Source organism: Amycolatopsis sp. NPDC054798, from assembly GCF_053611505.1.
The window spans coordinates 33,271-56,181 of sequence record NZ_JBSHAM010000021.1; the positions used below are offsets into that span (position 1 = coordinate 33,271).

At 69.8% G+C, this 22,911-nt stretch carries 21 protein-coding genes; 10 read left to right on the top strand and 11 right to left on the bottom strand.

The annotated features are described in order from the left end of the window. Position 1: 1 nt before the first annotated feature. Positions 2–1,648 (bottom strand): thiamine pyrophosphate-binding protein, encoded by a 1,647-nt coding sequence (locus tag ACWGIC_RS15780; RefSeq protein ID WP_452076636.1) that lies wholly within the window; start codon positions 1,646–1,648, stop codon positions 2–4. A 193-nt stretch (positions 1,649–1,841) separates the two neighbouring features. On the opposite strand from ACWGIC_RS15780, the gene ACWGIC_RS15785 reads away from it, so the two are divergent. Beyond that, positions 1,842–3,209, top strand: coding sequence for a WS/DGAT/MGAT family O-acyltransferase (locus tag ACWGIC_RS15785; RefSeq protein ID WP_452076637.1), 1,368 nt, complete (start codon positions 1,842–1,844; stop codon positions 3,207–3,209). A 4-nt stretch (positions 3,210–3,213) separates the two neighbouring features. On the opposite strand, the gene ACWGIC_RS15790 is transcribed toward ACWGIC_RS15785, so the two are convergent. After that, positions 3,214–4,164 carry an aldo/keto reductase gene (locus ACWGIC_RS15790; RefSeq protein ID WP_452076638.1) on the bottom strand — a complete coding sequence of 317 codons (951 nt, stop codon included), beginning with the start codon at positions 4,162–4,164 and terminating at the stop codon, positions 3,214–3,216. An 85-nt stretch (positions 4,165–4,249) separates the two neighbouring features. Here ACWGIC_RS15790 and ACWGIC_RS15795 point away from each other — a divergent pair, with 85 nt between their 5' ends. Then, positions 4,250–5,476 carry an MFS transporter gene (locus tag ACWGIC_RS15795; protein ID WP_452076639.1) on the top strand — a complete coding sequence of 409 codons (1,227 nt, stop codon included), beginning with the start codon at positions 4,250–4,252 and terminating at the stop codon, positions 5,474–5,476. Here the strand turns inward: ACWGIC_RS15795 and ACWGIC_RS15800 are convergent. The 3 genes from ACWGIC_RS15800 to ACWGIC_RS15810 are packed head-to-tail and all read right to left on the bottom strand — an operon-like array spanning position 5,436 to position 8,282. Continuing rightward, positions 5,436–5,918, bottom strand: coding sequence for a MaoC family dehydratase (locus tag ACWGIC_RS15800; protein ID WP_452076640.1), 483 nt, complete (start codon positions 5,916–5,918; stop codon positions 5,436–5,438). The two genes, ACWGIC_RS15795 and ACWGIC_RS15800, sit on opposite strands and share 41 nt — an antisense overlap. Positions 5,919–5,970: 52 nt before the next feature. Further along, positions 5,971–7,353, bottom strand: coding sequence for an amidase (locus ACWGIC_RS15805; RefSeq protein WP_452076641.1), 1,383 nt, complete (start codon positions 7,351–7,353; stop codon positions 5,971–5,973). Beyond that, complete coding sequence (locus ACWGIC_RS15810; protein WP_452076642.1) at positions 7,335–8,282, bottom strand: D-2-hydroxyacid dehydrogenase; 948 nt, start codon at positions 8,280–8,282, stop codon at positions 7,335–7,337. The genes ACWGIC_RS15805 and ACWGIC_RS15810 overlap by 19 nt, the downstream gene beginning before the upstream one ends. A 164-nt stretch (positions 8,283–8,446) precedes the next feature. Between ACWGIC_RS15810 and ACWGIC_RS15815 the strand changes: the two genes are divergently transcribed. Genes ACWGIC_RS15815 through ACWGIC_RS15825 form a run of 3 tightly spaced genes read left to right on the top strand, consistent with a single transcriptional unit; the run spans position 8,447 to position 10,658 of the window. Further along, complete coding sequence (locus tag ACWGIC_RS15815) at positions 8,447–9,187, top strand: maleate cis-trans isomerase family protein (RefSeq protein WP_452076643.1); 741 nt, start codon at positions 8,447–8,449, stop codon at positions 9,185–9,187. Between the two features lie 46 nt (positions 9,188–9,233). Continuing rightward, entirely contained in the window at positions 9,234–9,968 is a 735-nt protein-coding gene (locus ACWGIC_RS15820; protein WP_452076644.1) for a maleate cis-trans isomerase family protein, read from the top strand. Between the two features lie 3 nt (positions 9,969–9,971). Further along, entirely contained in the window at positions 9,972–10,658 is a 687-nt protein-coding gene (locus ACWGIC_RS15825; RefSeq protein WP_452076645.1) for a GntR family transcriptional regulator, read from the top strand. Positions 10,659–10,972: 314 nt separating this feature from the next. Here the strand turns inward: ACWGIC_RS15825 and ACWGIC_RS15830 are convergent, their stop codons facing one another. Continuing rightward, positions 10,973–11,746 (bottom strand): amidohydrolase family protein, encoded by a 774-nt coding sequence (locus tag ACWGIC_RS15830; RefSeq protein ID WP_452076646.1) that lies wholly within the window; start codon positions 11,744–11,746, stop codon positions 10,973–10,975. A 96-nt stretch (positions 11,747–11,842) separates the two neighbouring features. On the opposite strand from ACWGIC_RS15830, the gene ACWGIC_RS15835 reads away from it, so the two are divergent. Continuing rightward, positions 11,843–12,196 (top strand): MerR family transcriptional regulator, encoded by a 354-nt coding sequence (locus ACWGIC_RS15835; RefSeq protein ID WP_452076647.1) that lies wholly within the window; start codon positions 11,843–11,845, stop codon positions 12,194–12,196. Positions 12,197–12,201: 5 nt separating this feature from the next. On the opposite strand, the gene ACWGIC_RS15840 is transcribed toward ACWGIC_RS15835, so the two are convergent. From ACWGIC_RS15840 to ACWGIC_RS15855, 4 genes are all read right to left on the bottom strand, one after another. Beyond that, positions 12,202–12,702: a GNAT family N-acetyltransferase gene (locus ACWGIC_RS15840; protein WP_452076648.1), complete on the bottom strand. Its 501-nt coding sequence runs from the start codon at positions 12,700–12,702 to the stop codon at positions 12,202–12,204. 53 nt (positions 12,703–12,755) lie between these two features. Then, positions 12,756–13,223: a DUF4262 domain-containing protein gene (locus tag ACWGIC_RS15845; protein WP_452076649.1), complete on the bottom strand. Its 468-nt coding sequence runs from the start codon at positions 13,221–13,223 to the stop codon at positions 12,756–12,758. Positions 13,224–13,293: 70 nt separating this feature from the next. After that, positions 13,294–14,349, bottom strand: a complete 1,056-nt coding sequence (locus ACWGIC_RS15850; protein WP_452076650.1) for a tartrate dehydrogenase — start codon at positions 14,347–14,349, stop codon at positions 13,294–13,296. After that, positions 14,346–15,809, bottom strand: coding sequence for an NAD-dependent succinate-semialdehyde dehydrogenase (locus ACWGIC_RS15855; RefSeq protein WP_452076651.1), 1,464 nt, complete (start codon positions 15,807–15,809; stop codon positions 14,346–14,348). The genes ACWGIC_RS15850 and ACWGIC_RS15855 overlap by 4 nt, the downstream gene beginning before the upstream one ends. 93 nt (positions 15,810–15,902) lie before the next feature. On the opposite strand from ACWGIC_RS15855, the gene ACWGIC_RS15860 reads away from it, so the two are divergent. From ACWGIC_RS15860 to ACWGIC_RS15875, 4 genes are all read left to right on the top strand, one after another. After that, positions 15,903–17,159 carry an aspartate aminotransferase family protein gene (locus tag ACWGIC_RS15860; protein WP_452076652.1) on the top strand — a complete coding sequence of 419 codons (1,257 nt, stop codon included), beginning with the start codon at positions 15,903–15,905 and terminating at the stop codon, positions 17,157–17,159. Between the two features lie 3 nt (positions 17,160–17,162). Then, positions 17,163–17,663: a DUF3830 family protein gene (locus ACWGIC_RS15865; RefSeq protein ID WP_452076653.1), complete on the top strand. Its 501-nt coding sequence runs from the start codon at positions 17,163–17,165 to the stop codon at positions 17,661–17,663. A gap of 868 nt (positions 17,664–18,531) precedes the next feature. Then, positions 18,532–19,917, top strand: a complete 1,386-nt coding sequence (locus ACWGIC_RS15870) for an FAD-binding oxidoreductase (protein ID WP_452076654.1) — start codon at positions 18,532–18,534, stop codon at positions 19,915–19,917. 5 nt (positions 19,918–19,922) lie between these two features. Beyond that, positions 19,923–21,485, top strand: a complete 1,563-nt coding sequence (locus tag ACWGIC_RS15875) for an acetolactate synthase large subunit (RefSeq protein WP_452076655.1) — start codon at positions 19,923–19,925, stop codon at positions 21,483–21,485. Here ACWGIC_RS15875 and ACWGIC_RS15880 read toward each other — a convergent pair. Further along, positions 21,482–22,888 (bottom strand): MFS transporter, encoded by a 1,407-nt coding sequence (locus ACWGIC_RS15880; protein WP_452076656.1) that lies wholly within the window; start codon positions 22,886–22,888, stop codon positions 21,482–21,484. The two genes, ACWGIC_RS15875 and ACWGIC_RS15880, sit on opposite strands and share 4 nt — an antisense overlap. Positions 22,889–22,911 lie beyond the last annotated feature (23 nt).

Sequence of the window (22,911 nt, forward strand, 5' to 3'; positions counted from 1 at the left end):
CTCAGCTGCGCGGTTTCCGATACCACCGCGGCGAAGTGTTCAACGGCGGTTTGAGCTTCGCGCGCACCACCAGCACGTTCGGCTCGTCCGATTCCACGAATTCGCTCAGCAGCCGGCGAAACGCGCGGCCGAAGCCGGACACCCGGTCCGCGTGCACGCCGAACGAGCGGGCCAGCCCGACGAAATCCGGGCTGTCCCAGTCGACTCCCCGGTGCGGCAGGCCTTCCTGGTCCTGGTCGAAGCGCAGCATGCCGTAGCCGCCGTCGTCCACCACCACGACCGTCACCGGCAGCTGCTCCTCGGCGAGCGTCGCCAGATCTCCTACGGCGTAAAGGAAACCGCCGTCGCCGGTGACGCACAGGACGCGACCGCCGCCGGCCGCCTCGGCTGCCGCGCCCGCCCCGAGCGACGCCGGGAAGCCGTAGCCGAGCGTGCCCCAGCCCATCGGGTAAGCCAGCCGCCGCGGGGCGCGGACCCGGTGGAAACCGCCGATCCAGTACCCGGCGACGCACATGTCCGTGACGATAGTCCCGTCCGAGGGGAGCACTTCCTCCAAAGTGGACAAAAAGTCGGCGGCCTGCGGTTCCTCCTCGCGGATGCGCCTGCGCACCCGGCGGCCGATGCCGCCCAGCCGCGCGGTCAGCTCGTCGAGGCCGGGCCGCTGCTGCGGGTGCAGGGATTCGACGACGCGGCGGGCGTCGCCGACCAGGGTGACGTCCGGCCGGTAGTTCTTCGCCGCGTCGCCCGCGTCGACGTTGACCGCGATCAGCTTCGGCGGCGCGGGCATCTGCCAGTTCTGCGTCATCAGGCCGTCGAAGTCGGTGCCGATCGCGAGCACCACGTCGGCCTCGTCCCACAGCTGCCCGACCTCCGGCGCGTGCACCGGATTCGGGGCCAGGCAAGGATGATCGAGCGGAAGCAGGCCGCGCGCGCCGAACGTGGTGAGCACCGGCGCGGCCAGCCGCTGCGCGAGCTGTCCGATCGCTTCCCCCGCTTCGGAGCGCAACGCACCGCCGCCCGCCCAGATCAGCGGACGGCGCGCGGACGCCAGCAGCTCGGTCGCGCGAGGCAAGTCCGGCAGGTCGAGCACGCGTTCGGCGGGCGGTGCGGGCGGTTCGCGCGGCGGGGTCGTCTCGCGGAGGAAATCGGTCGGAATACCCAAATACACCGGACCGCTTTGCGGCATCAGCGCGAGCCGGGCGGCACGGTGCAGCGTCGCGGCGATCTGGTCCGCGCGATGCACGGTGAACCCGGCCTTGGTCACCGGAGCGAACATCGCCTGCTGATCGGAAGTTTCGTGCAGCACCCCGCGCACCACGCCCGGACGCCGCAGCGTCGACGGAATGTCCGTGGCGATCACGAGCACCGGAGCCGCGGACGCCATCGCCTCGCCGACCGCGCCGAGCGTGTTCGCCGCGCCGGGGCCGGTGGTCACGAGCGCGACGCCGAGTTTCCCCGTCCTGCGGGCATAACCGTCGGCGGCGTAGCCCGCGGTCTGTTCGTGCCGGACGTTGACGAGCCGGATCCCGGTGTCCGCCAACGCCTCCCACAGCGGCAGGTTGTGGACGCCAGGCAGGCCGAACACCACCTCGGTCCCGAGAGCCGTGAGCGCGTCCCCCAGCTGCTGAGCTCCAGTCCGTCCTGCCACGCCAGCGATGGTATCCGCCCCTCGTAAGCAGCCGCAGACACGTCACCGGACAGGGTTTGTCATGGTTTGTCATCGCCGTGCCCTCCGGCTGTCCCCCACCTGGCCGCGCGATCTGAGGCGCCGCCTTTTTCGTGCGTACACTCCGGGTGCCGGGGACGCCGAGGTTCCCAAGGCGGCGGAAAGGGGTGGCCGAATGCCGTTGATGCCGGTGACCGACTCGATGTTCCTGATGGTCGAGACCCGCGAACACCCGATGCACGTGGGCGGGCTCCAGCTGTTCCGCAAACCCGAGGGCGCCGGCGAGGACTATCTGCGCGATCTTCGCCGGAGCCTGCTGGAATCGGACAACATGCGCAGCGTGTTCCGGATGCGGCCGAGCCGTCCGGTGAACACCGTCGGGCACGTGCGCTGGTCGCGCGACACCGATCTGGAACTCGACTACCACTTCCGGCATTCCGCGCTGCCGCAGCCGGGCCGGATCCGCGAACTGCTCGAACTCACCTCGCGCTGGCACAGCACGCTGCTCGACCGGCACCGGCCGCTGTGGGAAACGCACCTCATCGAAGGACTGCGCGACGGCCGGTTCGCGATCTACTCGAAGATCCACCACGCGCTGATGGACGGCGTTTCGGCGCTGCGGCATCTGCAGGGCACGCTGTCGGACGACCCGGCCGACCTGGACTGCCCGCCGCCGTGGGGTTCGCGCGACAAGCCGGCCGCGAATCACAACGGCCGCGCGCCGGCGTCGCCATTCGCCCTGGTGGGCAAGACATTCGAGCAGGTCGCGGGGATCGCGCCGGCCGCGGCGAAGGTGGCGCGCGAGGCGTTCCGCGAGCACCGGCTCACGCTGCCGATGCAGGCGCCGAAGACGATGCTGAACGTGCCGATCGGCGGCGCGCGCCGGTTCGCCGCGCAGTCCTGGCCGCTCGATCGGGTGCGCGAGGTCGCGACCGCCGCGGGCGTGTCCCGCAACGACGTCGTGCTCGCGATGTGCTCGGGCGCGCTGCGCGATTACCTCATCGAGCAGAGCGCGCTGCCGGACGCGCCGCTGGTCGCGATGGTCCCGGTGTCGCTGCGCCGCCGCGACTCCGGCGACGCGACCGGCAACAACATCGGCGCGCTGCTGTGCAACCTGGCCACCGATCACTCCGACCCGGCGCAGCGGCTGGCCGCGATCTCCGAATCGATGTCGAACGGCAAGAAGCTGTTCTCGCAGCTGTCGCCGCTGCAGACGCTGCTGCTGTCCGGGATCAACGTGGCGCAGCTGGGCGCGTCGCCGATCCCCGGCGTCGTCGGCAACACGCGGCCGCCGTTCAACCTGGTGATCTCGAACGTCCCCGGCCCGCGCAAGCAGATGTACTGGAACGGCGCGGCGCTCGACGGCATCTACCCGGCGTCGGTGCTGCTCGACGGGCAGGCCCTGAACATCACGCTGACCAGCAACGGGGACAATCTCGACTTCGGCGTCACCGGGTGCCGGCGCAGTGTCCCGCACCTGCAGCGGATCCTGACGCACCTGGACACGGCGCTCGCCGAGCTGGAATTCGCGACCCGGGGGTAGCCGGTCAGTCGATGCCTTCCGGGCTGGCCCCGCCGACCGGGACGGCTGGCGCGACAATGCGGTCGATCTCGGCGAGGTCGGCCGGGGTGAGCTGAACGTCGGTCGCGCTGTTCTCGATGCTGGCTGGGCGGCGGGCGCCGACGATGGCGACGTCGGCCTTCGCCAGTGTCCACGCGATGGCCAGCTGGCTCACCGTCGCGCCTCTGTCCTTGGCGAAAGCGGCGAGCTGGTCGACGATCTTCAGGTTGTGCCGCAACGAGTCCCCGCGGAAAGCGGACGAACGCGACCGCCAGTCCGACGGGTCGAACGCCGTTTCGGCAGTGAGCGAACCGGTGAGCAGACCGCTGCCGAGCGCACTGTAGGCGAGCACGCCGATGTTGTGCGCGCGGGCGTACGGGAGCGGATCGGTTTCCGCTCCGCGGCGGAAGAGATGGTAGGGCACCTGCACGGTTTCCACCGTCTCGTTCAGCGCCCGGAGCTGCGCAGTGTCGTAGTTCGACACTCCGACGTGGCTGACCTTGCCCGCGTCCACGAATTCCCGCAACGTCCCGGCGACCTCAGCCGCTGGCGTCTCCGGATCGGGCCAATGGATCTGATAGAGGTCAAGGTGGTCGACGCCGAGCGCGCGCAGGCTGTCGTCCACTCCTTGGGCGAGCCGTTCGCGGCGGGAATCGCGGATGCGTTCGGAACCGGGGTTCGTCCCGCCTTTGGTGGCGATCACGACGCTGTCGCGGCGGTGGTCGAGTTCGCTGCGCAACGCTTTGCCCAGGAGCGTTTCGGCGGAACCGTAAGCGCGTGCGGTGTCGAAGAGGGTGATGCCGAGTTCGTGTGCGCGCCGGATCGCCGCGATCGCGGTGTCCTCGTCGAAACTGCCCCACTGACCGCCGAACCCTCCGGTGCCGAAGGCGATCCGGGACACTTCGAGGCCGCTGCGGCCAAGAGCCGTCGTCCGCATGAGCCGAGGACAGCACCGCTGGCTGCTCCTGACGAGCGTTCCCAGCTGCTGATTATTCGGTTGACAACCGCGGGAAGCTCGTCCGGTGAGCCTCCTGGAGCCGTTGCGGCACCGCAGCTTTCGCGCCCTCGCCGCCGGACGGACACTCGGCACCTTCGGCAACTCGGTCGCTCCGGTCGCGCTCGCCTTCGCGGTGCTGGACCGCACCGGGTCGGCGGTCGACCTCGGGCTGGTCGTCGGGGCCCGATCGCTGGCGAACATGCTGCTGCTGCTTTTCGGCGGGGTGCTCGCGGACCGGCTGCCGCGCGCGGTGATCCTGCAGGGCACCGAGATCGCGGCCGGGCTCAGCCAGGCGCTGATCGCCGCGAGTGTCCTTTGTGGATTCGGCTCGATCCCGTTCCTGCTGTCGCTGAGCGTGGTCAACGGCGCGGTCGCGGCGATCTCGCTGCCCGCTTCGGCGGCGATCACCCCGCAGACCGTGCCGCGAGGCCTGCTGGCCCCGTCGAACGCGCTGCTGCGGCTGCTGATCAACGGCGGCCGCATCGCCGGGGCCGGGGCCGCCGGGATCGCGGTCGCGGCGGCCGGATCCGGCTGGGCGCTGGCGGTGAACGCGCTGGTGTTCTTCGCCGCCGCGCTCGCCTATCGCGGTGTCCGGCTGCCGCGGGCCGAGCGGGTTTCCGGTGCGCGGCCGATCGCCGACCTGATCGCCGGGTGGCACGAATTCCGGTCCCGCACCTGGGTGTGGGTGGTGGTGGCGCAGTTCGCCTTCGTCAACGCCACCGGGCTCGGCACGCTCGTGGTCATCGGGCCGGTCGTGGCGGACGAGACGTTCGGCCGCTCCGGATGGGGGCTGGCGCTGGCGATGCAGACGGCGGGCGCGCTGCTCGGCGGGATCGTCGCCGCGCATTGGCAGCCGCGGCGCGCGTTGTTCGTCGGGGTGCTGCTGGTGACGGTGGAAGCGCTGCCGGTGCTGACGCTCGGCTGGTGGCCGTCGCTCGTCCCGCTGCTGATCGCGATGCTGCTGGCCGGGCTGGCGATCGAGCAGTTCGCCGTCGCGTGGGACGTCTCGCTGCAGGAACACATCCCGCCCGACCGGCTCGCCCGCGTGTACTCCTACGACATGCTGGGGTCGATCGCCGCGATGCCGCTCGGGCAGATGGCGGCGGGTCCCCTCGTGCAGCACTTCGGCCGCGAGACGGTGCTCGTCGCGTGCGGGGTGCTCGTCCTCGTTTCGACCGGGCTCGCGCTGTGCAGCCGCGAGATCCGGCAGCTCACGAACCGGCCGGCTTCGGCCGTACCGACAGGAAGTTGACCGCGCTCGCGCTGAACACCAGCTCGTCGTCGCCGTTGAACAATTCCATCCGGGTGCGCACGAGCCCGCGATCGGGCTTCGACTTCGACAGCCGCGCCTCGGTGACGGTCGCGCGCATCCGCAGCCGGTCCCCCGGCCGCACCGGACGCGGCCAGCGCAGCTCGTCGACGCCCGGGCTGCCGAGGCTCGCGACCGAAGACAGGTAGTGGTCGGCGAACATCCGCATCATCAGGCTCGACGTATGCCAGCCGCTCGCGATCAGCCCGCCGAACGGGCCCTCCTTCGCCGCCACCGGATCGACGTGAAAGCTCTGCGGGTCGTACTTCTCGGCGAACTCGACGATCTCCGCTTCGGTGACGGTCGTGTCGCCGAACTCGTACACCGCTCCCTCGGGGTAGTCCTCGAACCAGCGGTCGTCGATGGGCGCGGTGAACTCGGTCATGCGCGCCAGACTGCCACAGCCGGTCGCCCGCCGAGGGTCTCCCCGGCGGGCGTCACGGAGCGGCCCAGGGCCGGACCTCCTCCAGCAGCTTCGCCACCGCCAGCACCAGGTCGTCCGAATGCCGAGGACCGACGATCTGCAGGCCCACCGGAAGGCCCGCTTCGGTGCGCCCGGCCGGGACGCTGATCGCCGGCTGCTGCGTCATGTTGAACGGGTAGGTGAACGGGGTCCACTCCGGCCATTCGGTCATCCCGCTGCCCGGCGGCACGTCGTGCCCCGCTTCGAACGGCGGGATCGGGACGGTCGGCGTGAGCAGCACGTCGTAGCGGGTGTGGAACTCGCCCATCAGGATGCCGAGGGCGGCGCGTTCCGCGGTGGCGTCGAGGTAGTCGCCCGCGGAATAGGTGCGGCCCTGTTCCCACACTCGGCGCAGGCCCGGGTCGATCCGCGACTCGCTCCCCGGCGGGAACGCTTCGAGCGACTTCGCCGCACCGGCCGACCACAGCACGTCGAAGGCGCCCTTCGGGTCGGCGAACCCGGGGTCGGCCTGCTCGACCTGCAACCCGGCGTCGGCGAGCGACTGCACTGCCGAGGCGACGATCGCCGCGACTTCCGGGTCCACTGTGGCGAAACCGAGCGTCGGCGAGAACGCGGCGATCAGCCCGCGCACGTCGCGCCGCACCGCCTCGCGGTACGCGCTGATCGGCGGCGCGAGCCCAGTCGGGTCGCGGTGGTCCGGCAGCGCGAGGACGTCCAGCAGCAGCGCCGTGTCGTCGACGCAGCGCGCCATCGGCCCCGCGTGCGCGAGCGGGCCGAACGGGCTCGCCGGGAACAGCGGGACCCGGCCGTGCGTGGGCTTCATGCCGACGATTCCGCAGAACGACGCGGGAATCCGGATCGAGCCGCCGCCGTCGGTGCCGACGGACAGCTCGCCCATCGCCGCCGCGACCGCGGCCGCGCTGCCGCCGCTGGACCCGCCCGCGGTCATCCGCGGGTTCACCGGATTGCGCGTGACGCCCGACAGCGCGCTGTCGGTGACGCCCTTCCACGCGATCTCCGGCGTGGTCGTCTTGCCAAGCACGACGAGGCCCGCCTCGCGCATGCGCGCCATCACCGGGCTGTCGATGTCCCACGGCTGGTCCGCCGGGATGCTCGTGGAGCCGCGCAGCGTCGGCCAGCCTTGAGTAAGGAAGATGTCCTTGATCGAGGCCGGGACCCCGTCGAGCGCGCCGATCGGATTCCCGTCGCGCCAGCGGGCCTCGGCCGCTTTCGCCTGGTCGAGTGCGCGATCGGCGTCAACGAGGCAGTAGGCGTTGACCTCGCCGTCGCGGTCCTCGATGTTCTGCAGGGCGCTCTTCGTCGCCTCGACCGGCGAAAGTTCGCCGGTGGCGTAGGCGGCGACGAGTTCGCTGGCAGTCAGTTCCCGGTCGCCCATCCGGCGCCTCCCTGCGATTCGGACGGCACGTAGCCGAGCCGTTTGTCCACGACGTTCCACAGCGGCTCCCCGGCGAGCCAGCGCCGGAAGTTGCCCGTGAACACCTCTACCAGCGTCCGCCGCCAGCCGATGAAGTCGCCCGACATGTGCGGGGACAGCAGGACGTCCGGCATGGTCCACAGTGGACTTTCAGACGGCAGCGGCTCGGTGTCGAAGACGTCGAGCGCGGCTCCGGCGATTTCTCCCGCCCCCAGCGCCGCGATCAGATCGGACGTGACCACCAGTTCGCCGCGGCCCACGTTCACGAACCGCGCGGACGGCTTCATCGCGGCGAACGCGGCGGCGTCGAACATGCCCTTGGTCTGATCGGTCAGCGGCGCGACCGCGACGACGTAGTCGAATCCGGGCAGATGCCGTGTCAGCTCGGCGGATTCGTGCACGACGCCGAAATCCGGATCGCCGACCCGGGCCCGCCGGCCGGCCCCGGACACCCGCATCCCGGCCGCGCGCAGCATCCGCGCGATGGCCCTTCCGATCGGCCCGGTGCCCACCACCAGCACTTCCCGTCCGGCGATCCGCTCGGACTCGCGGTGCTTCCACGTGCCGGCGCGCTGCAGATCGAGCGAACGCGCGAAGTCCTTGGCGAACGCCAGCACGACGCCGAGCACGTACTCGGCGATGGCGTCGTCGAACACCCCGCGCGAGTTCGTGAGCACGACCTCGCTGTCGCGCAGCCCCGGGAAAAGCACTGGGTCGACGCCGGCGCTCGCGATGTGCAGCCACTTCAACCGGTCCGCCGCGTGCCACGCTCCGGGGACGGCGTCGGAGAGGAAATCGTAGACGAAAAGCGCGTCGGCTCCGGCCAGCGCAGCGGCTAGCCCGCGCTCGTCGGTGTAACGAACTACCGCAGCGTCTTCGATAGCGGCCATGTCCGGTGGTTGGGCCGCCCCGCAGAGCACTGCCAGGACGGGTGTTTCCGGGGCGTTCACGATTGACACCGTAAAAGTGGCTCGTATGATTGTCAACAATCCGAGGACTACCCCCGGAGCACCGGACGGGCATCGGGCACAGGCGTTATTCCGGAGGCTGAACCTTGGATCTGGACTTCCTCGCGTTCGAGGGCCCGCTAGCCCAGCGCGGCATCGGCGTGATCGCGCCGTTCGACCTCGCGCTCGAGCGCGAACTGTGGCGCTGGGTGCCGATGGAGGTGTCGCTGCACCTCGCCCGCACCCCCTACGAACCGGTCCCGGTGAGCATGGAGATGGCCCAGCTGGTGAGCGACAGCAGGCACCTCGCCGCGGCCACCCGCGACGTGCTGCACGTGGAGCCCGAGGTGGTCGCGTACCTGTGCACCTCCGGCAGCTTCGTGAACGGCATCGACTACGAACGCTCCCTCACCAAAGCGATCTGCGAGGCGGGCGCGCCGGACGCGGTCACCACCTCCGGCGCGCTCGTCGAGGTGCTGCACCAGCTCGACCTGCACCGGGTCTCGGTGCTCACGCCGTACGACGCCGACCTCACCGGCAAACTCCACGACTTCCTCGCCGAGGTCGGCGTGGACACCGTGTCCAGCGATCATCTCGGCCTGGGCGGCGGCATCTGGAAGGTCAGCTACCGCACCATCGCGGAGCGGATCCTTGCCGCGGACCACCGCGAGGCCGAGGCGATTTTCGTCAGCTGCACCAACCTCCCCACGTTCGATTTGATCGAACCGCTGGAGAAGGCGCTCGGCAAACCCGTGCTGACCGCCAACCAGCTGACCATGTGGGCCTGCCTGCGCCGGATGCGGCTGCCCATCGTGGGTCCCGGCCAGTGGCTGCGGGAGGTGTCTTGACCCCTCCCGCTAATATTGTCGACAATTTGCGCATCCCGGAGGTTTCGTGACCACGATCGGCTTCATCTACCCCGACCACGCGGCCGAGGACGACTACCCGCTCGCGGAACAGCTTCTGGGCGGCTCCGACTCGGCCGAGGGCGGCATCCGCCTGCCGGTCGCGCACATCTACGGCACCGACCTGCACGCCGTGCCGGAGCTGCTCGACCTCGGCAGCGAAGCCCGGCTCGCCGAAGGCGCCCGGCTGCTCGGCAAGCACCAGCCGGAAGCTGTCGTGTGGGCTTGCACGTCCGGCAGCTTCGTGTACGGCTGGGACGGCGCGCGCAACCAGGCCGACCAGCTCGCCAAGGCCGCCGGAGTGCCGGCTTCGAGCACGTCGTTCGCCTTCGTGCACGCGGCGAAAGCCCTTGGCGTGAAACGAGTCGCGGTGGCCGCGAGCTACCCCGACGACGTCGCGCGGCTGTTCGTGGACTTCCTCGCCGCCGGCGGGGTGGAGGTGCTCTCGATGTCGAGCGCCGACATCGACACCGCCGCCGAGGTCGGCCAGCTCGCGCCCGAGGCCGTGCTGGACCTGGCGGTGAGCCACGACCACCCGGACGCCGACGCGGTACTGGTGCCCGACACCGCGATGCGCACGCTCGGCGAGATCACCGCCATCGAGGAGAAGCTCGGCAAGCCGGTGCTGACCGCCAACCAGGTGACCGTGTGGGAAGGCCTGCGGCTGACCGGCGCGAGCAGGCTGGTGCGTTCGCTGGGCGCGTTGTTCCGGACGAGGGGCTGACCCGTGGTCGCACTGCCTGACATAGAACCGGTGAGCCGGGAATCGACCGCCGCGGTGATCGCGCGCCAGCTGCGCGACGCGATCATGACCGGTGCGCTGCCGCCGGGCACCCAGCTCGGCGAAACCGACCTCGCCGCCCGCTTCCAGGTCTCGCGCGGCCCGCTGCGCGAGGCGATGCAGCATCTCGTGTCCGAGGGCCTGCTGCGCAGCGAACGCCACCGCGGCCTGTTCGTGATCGACCTCGAACCGGCGGACGTGTTCGACATCTATCTCGCCCGCTCGGCGGTGGAAAGAGCCGCCCTGCTGTGCGCGTTCCGCGGCGATCGCGAGGCGGTGGCCGCGATGCTGGAACAGAACGTGGCCGACATGGCGGCAGCCGAGGACGATCCGGCCGCGTTGTCGGAGGCGGACCTGCGGTTCCACGAGGCGCTGATCAATGCGTCCGGGAGCAAACGACTGGTGCGTATGGCCCGGACGTTGCTGATCGAGACGCGGATGTGCCTGACGTTGCTGCAGAGCACGTATCAGGGCGTGGAGGACCGGCTGGAGGAGCACACGCGGATCATCGAAGCCCTGCGCTCGGGCGACGAGGAGACAGCGCTGCATTTGCTGGACGCGCACATGGAGGACGCGATCAGCCGGTTGCTTCCGGGGCGGAGTTTGAAGGACGGGGCCTCGGCTGCGGGGTGAGGGTGGCGGGTTCTTGGCCTCCGTTTCGCTGACAAGCAGCGGCACCAGCCTCCGCACCGAAGTTCTGCGGCCGCCGAACGAGACGAGCGGTTCCTTCGCCGCCACACCACCGAACAGCAGCACCGGATTCCGCGCTGGCGTTTGAGGGGCAGCGGCGCGGCCGCCGGGCGAGGCGACCGGGTGCGTGGCCACCACACCACCAAGCAACAGCACCAGCCTCCGCGCCGGAATCGTGAACACGCTGCGGAGCGCCGCAATCAGCCGCCCAGTCCGGTGCGCGGTTGCGCTGCCGGGCTTTCCGCTAAGCACGCGTCTCATAACCCCAGCACCTCCGCCATCGTGCCGCCGAGGACGCGGGCTCGCAGTTCTCCGGGCGGGGTCACGCGTTCGATCGTCGTGCGGGAGAGGACTGGGTCGCCGTAAGGGGCGTCCGAGCCGAACAGCGTGCGGTCCGGCAGTTCGGTGATCGCCAGCCGGACCGCGAAGACGATGCTGGCCGTCGACGTTTCCAGATAGATGTTCGGCGTTTCCCGCGCCAGGTCGATCGCGGTGAGCCAATGCGTGCCGCCCAGCTGGCTGATCACCAGCGGCACGGCCGGGTAGCGACGGGCCAGCGCGGCGAGGGTGGACAGATCGTCTTCGGTGGTCGGGGCGGAGCCGTGCACTACCACGGGGAGTCCATTGTGGTCAGTGGCTGCTCGCAGCACTGGTTCGATCCGGGCGGCAGCGCCTGGAGGTGGAGTCAGTTCGCCGATTCCGCGGTAACTGCGGGCGACGTGGTCGACCTCTGTGGCGAGCTGGTCCGCGGAGAGATCGAGGCGGACTGAGCGGAAGCCCAGGAAACGGCCAGGGTGTGCGGCCAAAGCCGCGTCGAGTTCTTGCCAGGCGGACTGGTAGCCGTCGCCGGAGCGGCCGTTGAGCGCGGCGTCCAGCACGTTCATTTCCTGGCGGAACGACGCGAGATCCGCGGCTCGTTCGGGGTGCGGCCTGGTCGCGAACAGCACGGCGCGGTCGACTCCGGCTTCGTCCAGCAGCGCGAGGTGCTGGCGCACCGGGTCGTGGACGTGGCTGTGGGCATCGATGATCAACGGAAACTCCCGGTCCGGTCGGGCGCGCGGAATGCGGTCGCCGGGACCAGTGTTGAACGTTGACACCATGCCAAGGTCAAGCTCAGCGGAGGGGCGATGCGGATCGGGCAGCTGGCCGAGCGCACCGGCACCAGCGAACGGCTCCTGCGGTACTACGAACGCGTCGGGCTGCTGACGGCGGACCGGCGGCCCAACGGCTACCGCGACTACGCTCCGGCCGCCGAGCAGACCGTGCGCCAGATTCGCGCGTTGCTGGCGGCCGGGCTGCCGACCAGCCTGATCAAGCGGATGCTCCCGTGCGCCGAAGCGGACGGTTCGCTGCGTCCGTGTCCGGGTGTGCTGCGGGCGCTGCGCACTCAGCTCACCGAACTCGACCGCCGGGCCGAGGACATCGCGCGGGCGCGGCGGACGCTCCGCGAAGCCATCGCGGCGACGGAACGCGCCGGCTGAACACCTCAGCCCGGCAAAGGATCCAGCGTGATCCAGTACCGCCGCACCGGTCCGTGCTCGGTCTGGCGAAGTTCCTCCAGCACGCCGCCGGCGCGCTCGATCGTCCTGGCGGACGCCAGGTTCTCCCCTGCGCACACCAAAAGCACACGAGACAAATCCAGCCGCCGGGCCTCGGGCAGCAGCTGGCGCAACGCCCAGGAAGCGAGACCACGGCCGCGCGCCGACGGACGGATGCCGAAGCCGAGGTGCCCGGCCCATCGCACGTACTCCGCCGGGCCGGAACGCAGGGCGATTCCGCCGAGCACCTGTCCGTCCTCGACCAGCCAGCGGTGCACAGCACCGGCCCGGGTCACCGCCGAGACCCAGGCGGCGAAGCCAGCCGGCGAATCGACCTCGTCCGACGCCGACAGGCCGAAGCCGTCTTCGTGCAGGCCTGGCCCCCATTCGGCGTGCGCTTCCAGCCAGGCGCGATGCAATCGTACGGTGGGGGCGAGGAGCTCGGGCATGATCCGATTCTACCGGCCGGAAACGCCAAAAAGCCTGTCGCAGCAGGAAAAACTCAGGCATTCCGCACCCCCAGCACGGGCTGTCCGCCGTGGCCGAAGTTGTATCGCGGCGACCACGGGAACCAACCCGCGGAGTCGGCGTAGACCAGCTGCACGGCTTCGATTCCCGTGCCGTAACAGCAAACCGCGACGTGCAGGTGCACGGCGGGGGCGCTGAGCCGCACGATTTCCAGCTTCGGCAGCCGGGGCAGCAGCCACTGTTCCCCGGGTTCCGGCGGACCGGTGTGCAACGTGTGTTCGGCCGCGGCGTTGAGCAATCGCGTCGCGTGGTGCGGCAGCAGCCCGGTGACGATCAGTTCGGGCAAGCCTTGCACGGTCAGGCCCGCGGTGTACGCCCAGGACGGCCGGGATCCTGTTCCCAGCACGCCCTGGACGCACCAGCCGTGCTCCCTGATCCGGTCCAGCGCCTCGATCAGGTACTGCTCCTCGAAGTTTCCCGGTTCCTCGCACATCCGGCACATCGGTGCCCTCCTCCCCTCGGGACCCGTCGGCGGGTCAGGGAGGAGTCAACCGCGCGGCACCGACGAAAAATCAGCGGAGCGAAGCGGCCACCGCGGCGCCGAGCGCGGTTGTGGTAGAGGTTCCGCCGAGGTCGGGGGTGAGCGTTTCGCCCGCGGTCAGCACCTCGTCTACCGAGGCGCGGATCGCTTGTGCGGCAACGGTTTCCCCGAGGTGGTCGAGCAGCATCGCCGCGGCGAGGATCTGCGCGACCGGGTTCGCGATGCCCTGTCCGGCGATGTCCGGGGCACTCCCGTGGACCGCCTCGAACATCGACGGAAACTCACCTGATGGGTTGATGTTTCCCGACGGCGCCATGCCCAGCCCGCCGGTGATCGCGGCCGCGAGATCGCTCAGGATGTCGCCGAACAGGTTCGACGCCACCACCACGTCGAGCCGGTCCGGGGCCTGCACCATCCGCGCGGCGAGAGCGTCCACATGGCACTGTTCCGCGCGGACGTCGGGGTACTCGGCCGCGACCTCGGCGAAAATCTCGTCCCAGTACGGCATCGAGTGGATCAGCCCATTGGACTTCGTCGCCGACGTGACGTGCCGCGAACGCGTGCGCGCGAGGTCGAAGGCGTACCGGATGATCCGTTCCACCCCGACCCGCGTGAACACCGACTCCTGCAGCACGAACTCGTCCGGCCTCCCGGCGTTGTGCCGTCCGCCGATCTCCGAGTACTCGCCCTCGGAGTTCTCCCGCACGATCACCATTTCCAGCTCGTCGGCCTTCCGCCCGGCCAGCACCGACGACGTCCCCGGCAGCAGCCGGACCGGCCGCAGGTTGACGTACTGCTGGAACGCCCGCCGCAACGGAATCAGCAGGCCCCACAAGGAAACGTGGTCGGCGACGCCGGGGAAGCCGACCGCGCCGAGCAGAATGCCGTCGAAACCCGACAGCTGCGCGACACCGTCCTCCGGCATCATCGCGCCGGTCTTCGCGTACCGCTCGCAGCTCCAGTCGAATTCGGTCCACTCCAAGGAGAACCCGTACTTCTCCGCGGCCGCGTCGAGGACCCGGCGCGCCTCGATCGTGACGTCGACCCCGATCCCGTCGCCCGGGATGCTCGCGATCCGGTGTGTCACAGGCTCACCGCGATGTACTTGGTCTCCAGGAACTCGTCGATGCCGACCGTGCCGCCTTCGCGGCCGAGGCCGGACTGCTTGACGCCGCCGAACGGAGCCGCCGGGTTGGACACGATGCCCTGGTTGAGGCCGATCATCCCGGCCTCCAAGCGTTCCGACACCCGCAGCGCGCGCTTCAGGTCGCTGGTGAACAGGTAGGACACCAGGCCGAATTCGGTGTCGTTGGCCTTCTCGACCGCCTCGTCCTCGGTGTCGAATGGCGTGATCGGCGCGACCGGGCCGAAGATTTCCTCGCTGGCCAGCCGAGCGTCGGCGGGCACGTCGGTGAGCACCGTCGCCGGGTAGAAGTGGCCAGGGCCGTCGACCCGCGAGCCGCCGGTGAGCACCCGCGCGCCCTTGTCCGTGGCGTCCTTGACCAGTTCGGTCACCTTCTTCACCGCGGCCTCGTCGATGAGCGGGCCGACCACGACGCCTTCGTCGGTGCCGCGGCCCATCGGCAGCGCCTGCATCCGCTCGGTGAGCCGGCGGGAGAATTCCTCGGCCACGCCGCGCTGCACGTAGAACCGGTTGGCGGCGGTGCACGCCTCGCCGATGTTGCGCATCTTGGCCTGCATCGCGCCCTCGACCGCGGCGTCCAGGTCCGCGTCGTCGAACACGACGAACGGCGCGTTGCCGCCCAGCTCCATCGACGTGCGCAGCACCTTCTCCGCACACTGCTCCAGCAGCTTGCGCCCGACCCCGGTCGAGCCGGTGAAGGACAGCTTGCGCGCACGTCCGTCCCGGATCAGCGGCTCCATCACGCCGCCCGCGTTCTTGGTGGTGACGACGTTCAGCACGCCTTCGGGCAGCCCGGCGTCGGCGAGGATCTGGGTGAGCGCGAGCATCGACAGCGGCGTCTGCGCGGCGGGCTTGATCACCATCGTGCAGCCCGCGGCGACCGCCGGGCCGATCTTGCGGGTGCCCATCGCCATCGGGAAGTTCCACGGCGTGATGAGCAGCGTCGGACCCACCGGCTGACGCGTGATCAGGAACCGGCCCGAGCCGTTCGGAGCCACCGCGTAACCGCCGTCGATCCGCACCGCCTCCTCCGCGAACCAGCGGAAGAACTCGGCGGCGTAAGTGATTTCCCCGGCGGCCTCGGCCAGCGGCTTGCCCATCTCCAAGGTCATCAGCAGCGCCAGTTCGTCGCGGCGCTCGATGAGCTTGTCGTACGCGCGGCGCAGGATCTCGCCGCGCTCCCGAGGGGCGACCGCTGCCCAATCAGCCTGCGCCGCGACGGCCGCGTCGAGCGCCGCGAGACCGTCTTCCGGTCCGGCGTCCGCGACCTGGCACAGCACCTCGCCGGTGGAGGGGTCCTGCACGTCGAAGGTCTTCCCGCTGCGCGCGGAGACCCACTTGCCGCCGATGAAGAGTTCCTTGCCGACCGCGTCCACAACGCCGTTCTCGGTGATCCCGCTCATCCAGCTCGCTCCTGTTCCTGTTGTCCCGAACTCATGCTATGGATATTGTCAACAATCGACAACCGTCTCCACCCGCACCCAGGAGGGCGCCGCATGGCCCAGCTTTCCCCGCTGCTCAAGCAGGCAACGCCCGTCGTCGTCGACCACGGTGAAGGGGTTTACCTCTACGACGTGGACGGGAAACGTCACCTCGACTTCACCGCGGGCATCGGGGTGACCAGCACCGGCCACTGTCACCCGCGCGTGGTCGAAGCCGCGCGCGAGCAGATCGGCAAGCTCGTGCACGGCCAGTACACGACGGTGATGCACAAACCGCTGCTCGAGCTGACCCGCAAGCTCGGCGAGGTGCTGCCGTCCGGCCTCGATTCGCTCTTCTACGCGAACTCCGGCAGCGAGGCCGTGGAGGCCGCGCTGCGGCTGGCCCGGCAGGCGACGAAGCGGCCGAACGTCATCGTGTTCCAGGGCGGTTTCCACGGCCGCACGGTCGCCGCCGCCTCCATGACCACCTCCGGCACCCGGTTCAGCGCGGGCATCTCGCCGCTGATGGCCGGCGTGCACGTCGCGCCGTTCCCGTACGCCTACCACTACGGCTGGAACGAGGAAACGGCGACGAAATTCGCTCTGCGCGAGCTGGACTACCTCTTCCAGACCGTCTCCGCGCCGAACGAGACGGCCGCGTTCTTCATCGAGCCGGTGCTCGGCGAGGGCGGCTACGTCCCGGCCAACACCGAGTTCATGGCCGGGCTGCGCGAGCGCGCCGACCGGCACGGCATCCTGCTGGTGCTCGACGAGGTACAGGCCGGGTTCGGCCGCACCGGCAAGTTCTGGGGCCACGACCACTTCGACGTCCGCCCGGACGTCGTGCTGATCGCGAAGGGTCTCGCCAGCGGCTTCCCGCTGTCCGGCATCGCCGCTTCGGAAGAGCTGATGGCGAAGGCGTACCCGGGTTCGCAAGGCGGCACGTACGGCGGCAACGCGGTGTCGTGCGCGGCAGCCATCGCGACGCTCGACGTCATCCAGGACGAAGGCTTGGTCGAGAACGCTGCGGAGCGCGGCCGTCAGCTCTTGGAGGGCGCGCGCATCATCGCGGACAAGACGCCGGCCATCGGCGACGTACGCGGTCTCGGGCTTCTCGTGGGCACTGAGTTCACTACTGCGGACGGTGAACCGGACACGGCCACCGCGCAAGCCGCGCAGCAGGCTGCTTCTAAGAACGGACTGCTGTTGCTCACCTGTGGCGCGTACTCGAACGTCGTGCGCATGGTGCCGCCGCTGGTCGTCAACGCGGAACAAATCGACGACGCGCTGCGCATCTGGGGCGATGTCGTCACTTCGGTCACGGGGAGCTGAGGCATGGCGCGCTACATCACCATCAGCCTCGACAAGCGCGGCGTCACCTGTCGCGCACGGCTGCTCGACGCCGAAGCACCGCGCACCTGCAAGGCGGTGTGGGACGCACTGCCGCAGAGCGGTTCGGCCTATCACGCGAAGTACGCGCGCAACGAGGTCTACACACTCGTGCCGCCCTTCGCCGAGCCCAAGCCGGGCCGCGAGAATCCGACCATCACGCCGATTCCCGGCGACGTTGTCTACTTCGGATTCGAAGCGTGGGAGATCGGCAATCCGGCGTACGGCTACGACGAGGGCAGCGAGGCGCACAGCGACCAGGGTGCCACGGATCTCGCGATTTTCTACGGCCGCAACAACCTCCTGATCAACGGCGACGCGGGCTGGGTGCCCGGCAACGTGTTCGCGACGATCGAGGAAGGCCTGTCCGAGATGGCCGCGGCCGCGCAGGACCTGTGGCTGCGCGGCGTGGAAGGCGAGACGCTGTCGTTCGCCCGCGCTGACTGACCGTCGCTTCAGGGCCGGTTCCTCCACCGCGGAGGGACCGGCCCTTTTCACTGCCCGATCGGGCCAGATTGTTCCGCCAGAGTGAAGCCGGGTTAACCCTCCGCGATCACCACTCAGGTCCGGGATCTGCTGCCAGACAAGGGATCCGGGCCCGATGATCACCCGGCGGTGTGAACCTCGGGAACTCACCAATCGTGGCTTCGCATTCACCGGTTCGAGGGGCGACGCCGCCCGGTTGCCGCAGTGCGCGTCTGCTACCCAGGGTGATCGGACGCGGCGTTCGCTACGAACCGTGGCGAACAGTCCACAGTGCACCCCCGGCGACAAACCCGAAAGCCTTACATGTTTAACATGGGAAGATTCCCCGGCCGCCGATCCCTTGCCAGCACAGGGAAAACCGCGTTTTGACACCACGAGCGCGCCGGTGGAAATCTGCGTTGGCTCCTCGCGAGAGCACCAAGTAAGAACAATCCGAACAAGGAGCCCCTCAATGCAGATGTTCACCCAGCACGTGCACCACGGCCACGACCTGATCTCGGGTCTGCTCGCGCACCTGGCGCACGTGCTCGGCTGGCTCGTCTGACCGGCACCGAGGATTAACCCAGGGGCCGGCCTGTTGGCGCGGGCCGGTCCCTGCTTGGGTTCTCTCCCCTTCCTGGCCACGCGCGCGGCGTGGCCTTTTTCGTGCCCGCGTCGGCTAACGTGAAAACTATTCATGGCCAGCCTCGCAGCAGAACGGCTAGGCTGCGGCCACGACGTACGCGCGCGCACGAGGGAGTGGCATGAGCGCAGCTTGCAAGCGAATCATGGGCATTCATGCCGTCGCCTCACGGGCGACCAGGGTGAAACTCCTCAAGGAGGCGACGGCATGAGCGAGATCGCAACACAGCTGGCAGGGGCCGTCGGAGCGGGGAACCTGCTGACCGGTGACGCGATTTCCGACGACTACGCGCACGACGAAGCCCTCAGCACGCCCGGCCAGAAACCGGCGTACGTCGCGAAGCCGGCGACGGCCGAAGAGGTCTCCGCGCTGCTGAAGATCGCCGCCGCCGAGGGCGTCCCGGTGACCGCGCGCGGGTCCGGCAGCGGGCTGTCCGCCGCGGCGCGTCCGGTCGAAGGCGGACTGGTCGTCTCGTTCGAGCGGATGAACTCGGTGCTCGAGATCGACACCGGCAACCACGTCGCCGTCGTCCAGCCGGGCGTCACGCTGGCCGAACTCGACGCGAAGACCGCCGAGCACGGCCTCACCTACCCCGTTTATCCCGGCGAGCTGAGCGCGAGCGTCGGCGGCACCGTCGGCACCAACGCCGGCGGCATGCGCGCGATCCGCTACGGCATTACCCGCGGCAACGTCTCGGGCCTGCAGGCGGTGCTCGCGACCGGCGAGATCATCCGCGTCGGCGGCCGGATGTCGAAGATCTCCAGCGGCTACGACCTCACCCAGCTGATCATCGGTTCGGAAGGCACGCTCGCGCTGGTGACCGAGGTGATCGTGAAACTGCAGCCCCGGCTGCCGCACGGCGCGACGGTGCTGGCCCCGTTCGACGATTTCGAACAGGTCATGGCGGCGGTGCCGAAGATCGCCGCGAGCGGTCTCGCCCCGCAGATCCTCGAGTACATCGACAACATGACGATGGCCGCGATGGTCTACAACGACAAGCTCGAACTGGGCGTCCCGGCGGAAATCCGCGACCGGACCCAGGCGTATCTGGCCGTGGCGCTGGAAAACCGGGTGGCCGACCGGCTCGGCGAGGACGTCGAGGCGCTCGGCGAACTGCTCACCGAACTCGGCGCGATCGACGCGTACGTGCTCGAAGGCGGAGCCGCGCGCAAGCTCATCGAAGCCCGCGAAAAAGCCTTCTGGAACGCCAAAGCCGCCGGGGCGGACGACGTGATCGACGTGGTGGTGCCGCGAACCGCGATGCCGCAGTTCATGACCCGCGCCCGCGAGCTGGCGATGGCGACCGGTGGCGGCGCGATCGGCTGCGGGCACGCCGGCGACGGCAACGTCCACCTGGCGATCTTCTGCAAGGATCCGGACACTCGCTCGCAGCTGCTGACCGACATCTTCGGCTACGCGTACGAGCTGGGCGGCGCGATCTCCGGCGAGCACGGCCTCGGCCGCACCAAGACGAAGTACTACGACAAGCTGGAAGACCCGGCGAAGCTCGAACTGCTGCGCCGGGTCAAGGACAGCTTCGACCCGGCCGGGATCCTGAACCCCGGCGTTCTGTTCGCTCCAACCGGAAAGTGAGCACAGTGAGCACGCTCAACGGCGCCCAGTCCCTCATCCGCACGCTCGTCGACAGCGGGGTCGACGTGTGCTTCTCCAACCCCGGCACGTCGGAGATGCACTTCGTCGCGGCGCTCGATTCAGTGCCGGAAATGCGCGGCGTGCTCGCCCTGTTCGAAGGCGTCGTGACCGGTGCCGCGGACGGGTACGCGCGGATCGCCGACAAGCCCGCCGCGACGCTGCTGCACCTCGGCCCGGGGCTGGGGAACGGCCTGGCGAACCTGCACAACGCGCGCCGCGCACACACGCCGGTGGTCAACGTGATCGGCGACCACGCCACCTATCACAAGCAGTACGACGCCCCACTGGAGTCGGACATCGACGCCATCGCGGGCTCGCTCGAAGGCTGGGTGCGCCGGTCCGGGCACACGAAGGACGTCGGCGCGGACGCCGCGGCAGCGGTCGCGGCGGCACAGGACGCACCGGGCCGGATCGCGACGCTGATCCTTCCCGCCGACGCCTCGTGGGGCGAGGGCGGCGAAACGTGCGAGCCGATTCCGCCGCGCGTGCCGCAGAAGGTCGACGCGACAACCGTGCAGAAGATCGCGGACCTGCTGCGCAGCGGCGAGTCAGTAGCGTTGCTGGTCGGCGGATCCGCTTGCCGGGAAGCCGGTTTGCGTGCGACCAGCCGGATCGCCGCCGCGACCGGAGTGAAGGCGTTCGCCGAGACGTTCCCGGCACGGCTGGAGCGCGGGGCTGGCCTGCCCAGCATCGAACGACTGGGATATCTCGCCGAGCACGTGAAGTATCAGCTGGACGGGGTCAAGCACCTGATCGTCGCGGGCACGAGGGCGCCGGTGTCGTTCTTCGCCTACCCCGGCATGCCGAGCGAGCTGACCCCGGAAGGCGCGGACGTGCACGTCCTCGCGACGGTCGGCCAGGACGTCACCGCCGCGCTGGAGGCGGTCGCCGCGCTCGTCGCCGCGGACACGGAGCCGGTCCTGCAGGAAGCCGGACGGCCGGAGCTGCCGAGCGGTCCGCTCACCCCGCAGAACTGGGTCGACGTGATCGGCGCGCTGCTGCCGGAGAACGCGATCATCGTCGACGAGGCGAACACCTCCGGGCTCATGCTCCCCGCCGCGACGGCAGGCGCGCCGCGACACGACGTGCTGACCCTGACCGGCGGTGCGATCGGATACGGGATGCCGGTGGCCGTCGGCGCGGCGATCGCGGCTCCGAAGCGGCCGGTGGTCAACCTCGAATCCGACGGCAGCGCGATGTACACGATCTCCGCGCTGTGGACGCAAGCACGCGAAAACCTCGACGTCACGACGGTGGTGCTCAACAACAACGCGTACGCGATCCTGCGGATGGAACTGCAACGCGTCGGTGCGTCCGGGGACGGACCGCGCGCGAAGGACCTGCTGGACATCGGCCGTCCGGACCTGGATTTCGTGAAAATCGCCGAGGGCATGGGCGTTCCGGCGACCCGGGCGACGACCGCGGAGGAGCTGGCCGAGCAGTTCCGGCGCGCGGTCGCCGAACCGGGTCCGCACCTGATCGACGCGGCCGTTCCGCCGCTGCTCTAGACCCGGGCGAGGTCCGGGCTGGCGGCACGGATCCGCGGCACCACCGCGGTCAACGCCAGCCCGGCTACCGCCGCGGCCGCGGCGACCGCGAAAGTGGCGCGGAATCCCGCGAGCGACGGCACGGTGAACGTGCCGACGGTGATCGTCAGGTGGGCCAGCATCGTGGCCATCACCGCGCTGGACGTCGAGGTGCCGACGGACCGCATGAGCGAGTTGAGGCCGTTCGCCGACGCCGTTTCGGTGACCGGCACCGCGCTCATGATCAGCGCGGGCATTGCGGCGTAAGCGATTCCGACGCCTGCCCCGATGATCACCGACGCGATGATCAGCTCGATCGCGTTGGCCATCAGGAAAATCGCGAAAAGATAGCCGACGGCGATCACGGTCGCACCGGTCATGAGCGTGACGCGCGCGCCGTAGCGGTTGGTCAGCCGCGCGGACACCGGGGACAGCGCCATCATCACCAGTCCGTTCGGCGCGAGGCACAGCCCGGCTTGCACCATGCTGAGCCCGAGGCCGTAGCCGGTCGCCGACGGTGCCTGAAGCAACTGCGGGAACGACAGCGCCATCGCGTACATCGCGAACCCGACGAGGATCGACGCGAGGTTCGTGAACAGCACCGGCCGTCGCGCCGAAACGCGCAGATCCACCAGCGGGTCACGACGGCGCAGCTGATACCAGCCCCAGAAGCCGAAAACGACCACTGCCGTCGCGGCCAACCCGAGCGTCACCGGACTGCCCCAGCCCCACTCGCCGCCCTTCACAATCGGCAGCAGCAGGCTGGTGAGACCGACGGTCAACCCGAGCGTGCCGAGGAAATCGAACGGCGCCGGCGTGCGGACCGGCGATTCCGGGACGAACCGGAGGATCAGCAGCGCACAGCCGAGCCCGAGTCCGGCCGCGCCCCAGAACAGAACGTGCCAGTCGGCGTGCTCGGCCACGACCGCCGCGACCGGCAGACCGATCGCGCCGCCGACGCCGAGCGTCGCGCTCATCAGCGAAATCGCGCCGCTGACGCGTTCCGGCGGCAATTCGTCGCGCATGATGCTGATGCCGAGCGGGATGACGCCCATCGCGCAGCCCTGCAACCCGCGGCCGACGATCATCAACGCGAGCGAGCTGGTGAGCGCCGAGACCATGGACCCGGCGATCAGCACGGCCAGGCTCACGAGCAGCACGCGGCGTTTGCCGTAAAGATCGCCGAGCCGCCCGGCGACCGGAGTGCACACCGCCGCGGCGAGCAGCGTGACGGTGACGACCCACGACGCGTCCGTCGGCGTGGTGCTCAGCAATCTCGGGAATGCCGGGATCAGCGGGATGACCAGCGTCTGCATGAACGACGCGACCAGCCCGCACGAGGCGAGCACCACGATGATCGCTCCCGAACCTGCCCGCGCCACCACGTCCCCCGTTCCGTATGCCGTAC

Bases quoted from the DNA above. Each gene is read 5' to 3' on its own strand.
- ACWGIC_RS15785 (WP_452076637.1), top strand. From the start codon at position 1,842: ATGCCGTTGATGCCGGTGACCGACTCGATGTTCCTGATGGTCGAGACC.
- ACWGIC_RS15790 (WP_452076638.1), bottom strand. From the start codon at position 4,164: ATGCGGACGACGGCTCTTGGCCGCAGCGGCCTCGAAGTGTCCCGGATC.
- ACWGIC_RS15800 (WP_452076640.1), bottom strand. From the start codon at position 5,918: ATGACCGAGTTCACCGCGCCCATCGACGACCGCTGGTTCGAGGACTAC.
- ACWGIC_RS15805 (WP_452076641.1), bottom strand. From the start codon at position 7,353: ATGGGCGACCGGGAACTGACTGCCAGCGAACTCGTCGCCGCCTACGCC.
- ACWGIC_RS15810 (WP_452076642.1), bottom strand. From the start codon at position 8,282: ATGGCCGCTATCGAAGACGCTGCGGTAGTTCGTTACACCGACGAGCGC.
- ACWGIC_RS15835 (WP_452076647.1), top strand. From the start codon at position 11,843: ATGCGGATCGGGCAGCTGGCCGAGCGCACCGGCACCAGCGAACGGCTC.
- ACWGIC_RS15840 (WP_452076648.1), bottom strand. From the start codon at position 12,702: ATGCCCGAGCTCCTCGCCCCCACCGTACGATTGCATCGCGCCTGGCTG.
- ACWGIC_RS15845 (WP_452076649.1), bottom strand. From the start codon at position 13,223: ATGTGCCGGATGTGCGAGGAACCGGGAAACTTCGAGGAGCAGTACCTG.
- ACWGIC_RS15855 (WP_452076651.1), bottom strand. From the start codon at position 15,809: ATGAGCGGGATCACCGAGAACGGCGTTGTGGACGCGGTCGGCAAGGAA.
- ACWGIC_RS15860 (WP_452076652.1), top strand. From the start codon at position 15,903: ATGGCCCAGCTTTCCCCGCTGCTCAAGCAGGCAACGCCCGTCGTCGTC.
- ACWGIC_RS15865 (WP_452076653.1), top strand. From the start codon at position 17,163: ATGGCGCGCTACATCACCATCAGCCTCGACAAGCGCGGCGTCACCTGT.
- ACWGIC_RS15870 (WP_452076654.1), top strand. From the start codon at position 18,532: ATGAGCGAGATCGCAACACAGCTGGCAGGGGCCGTCGGAGCGGGGAAC.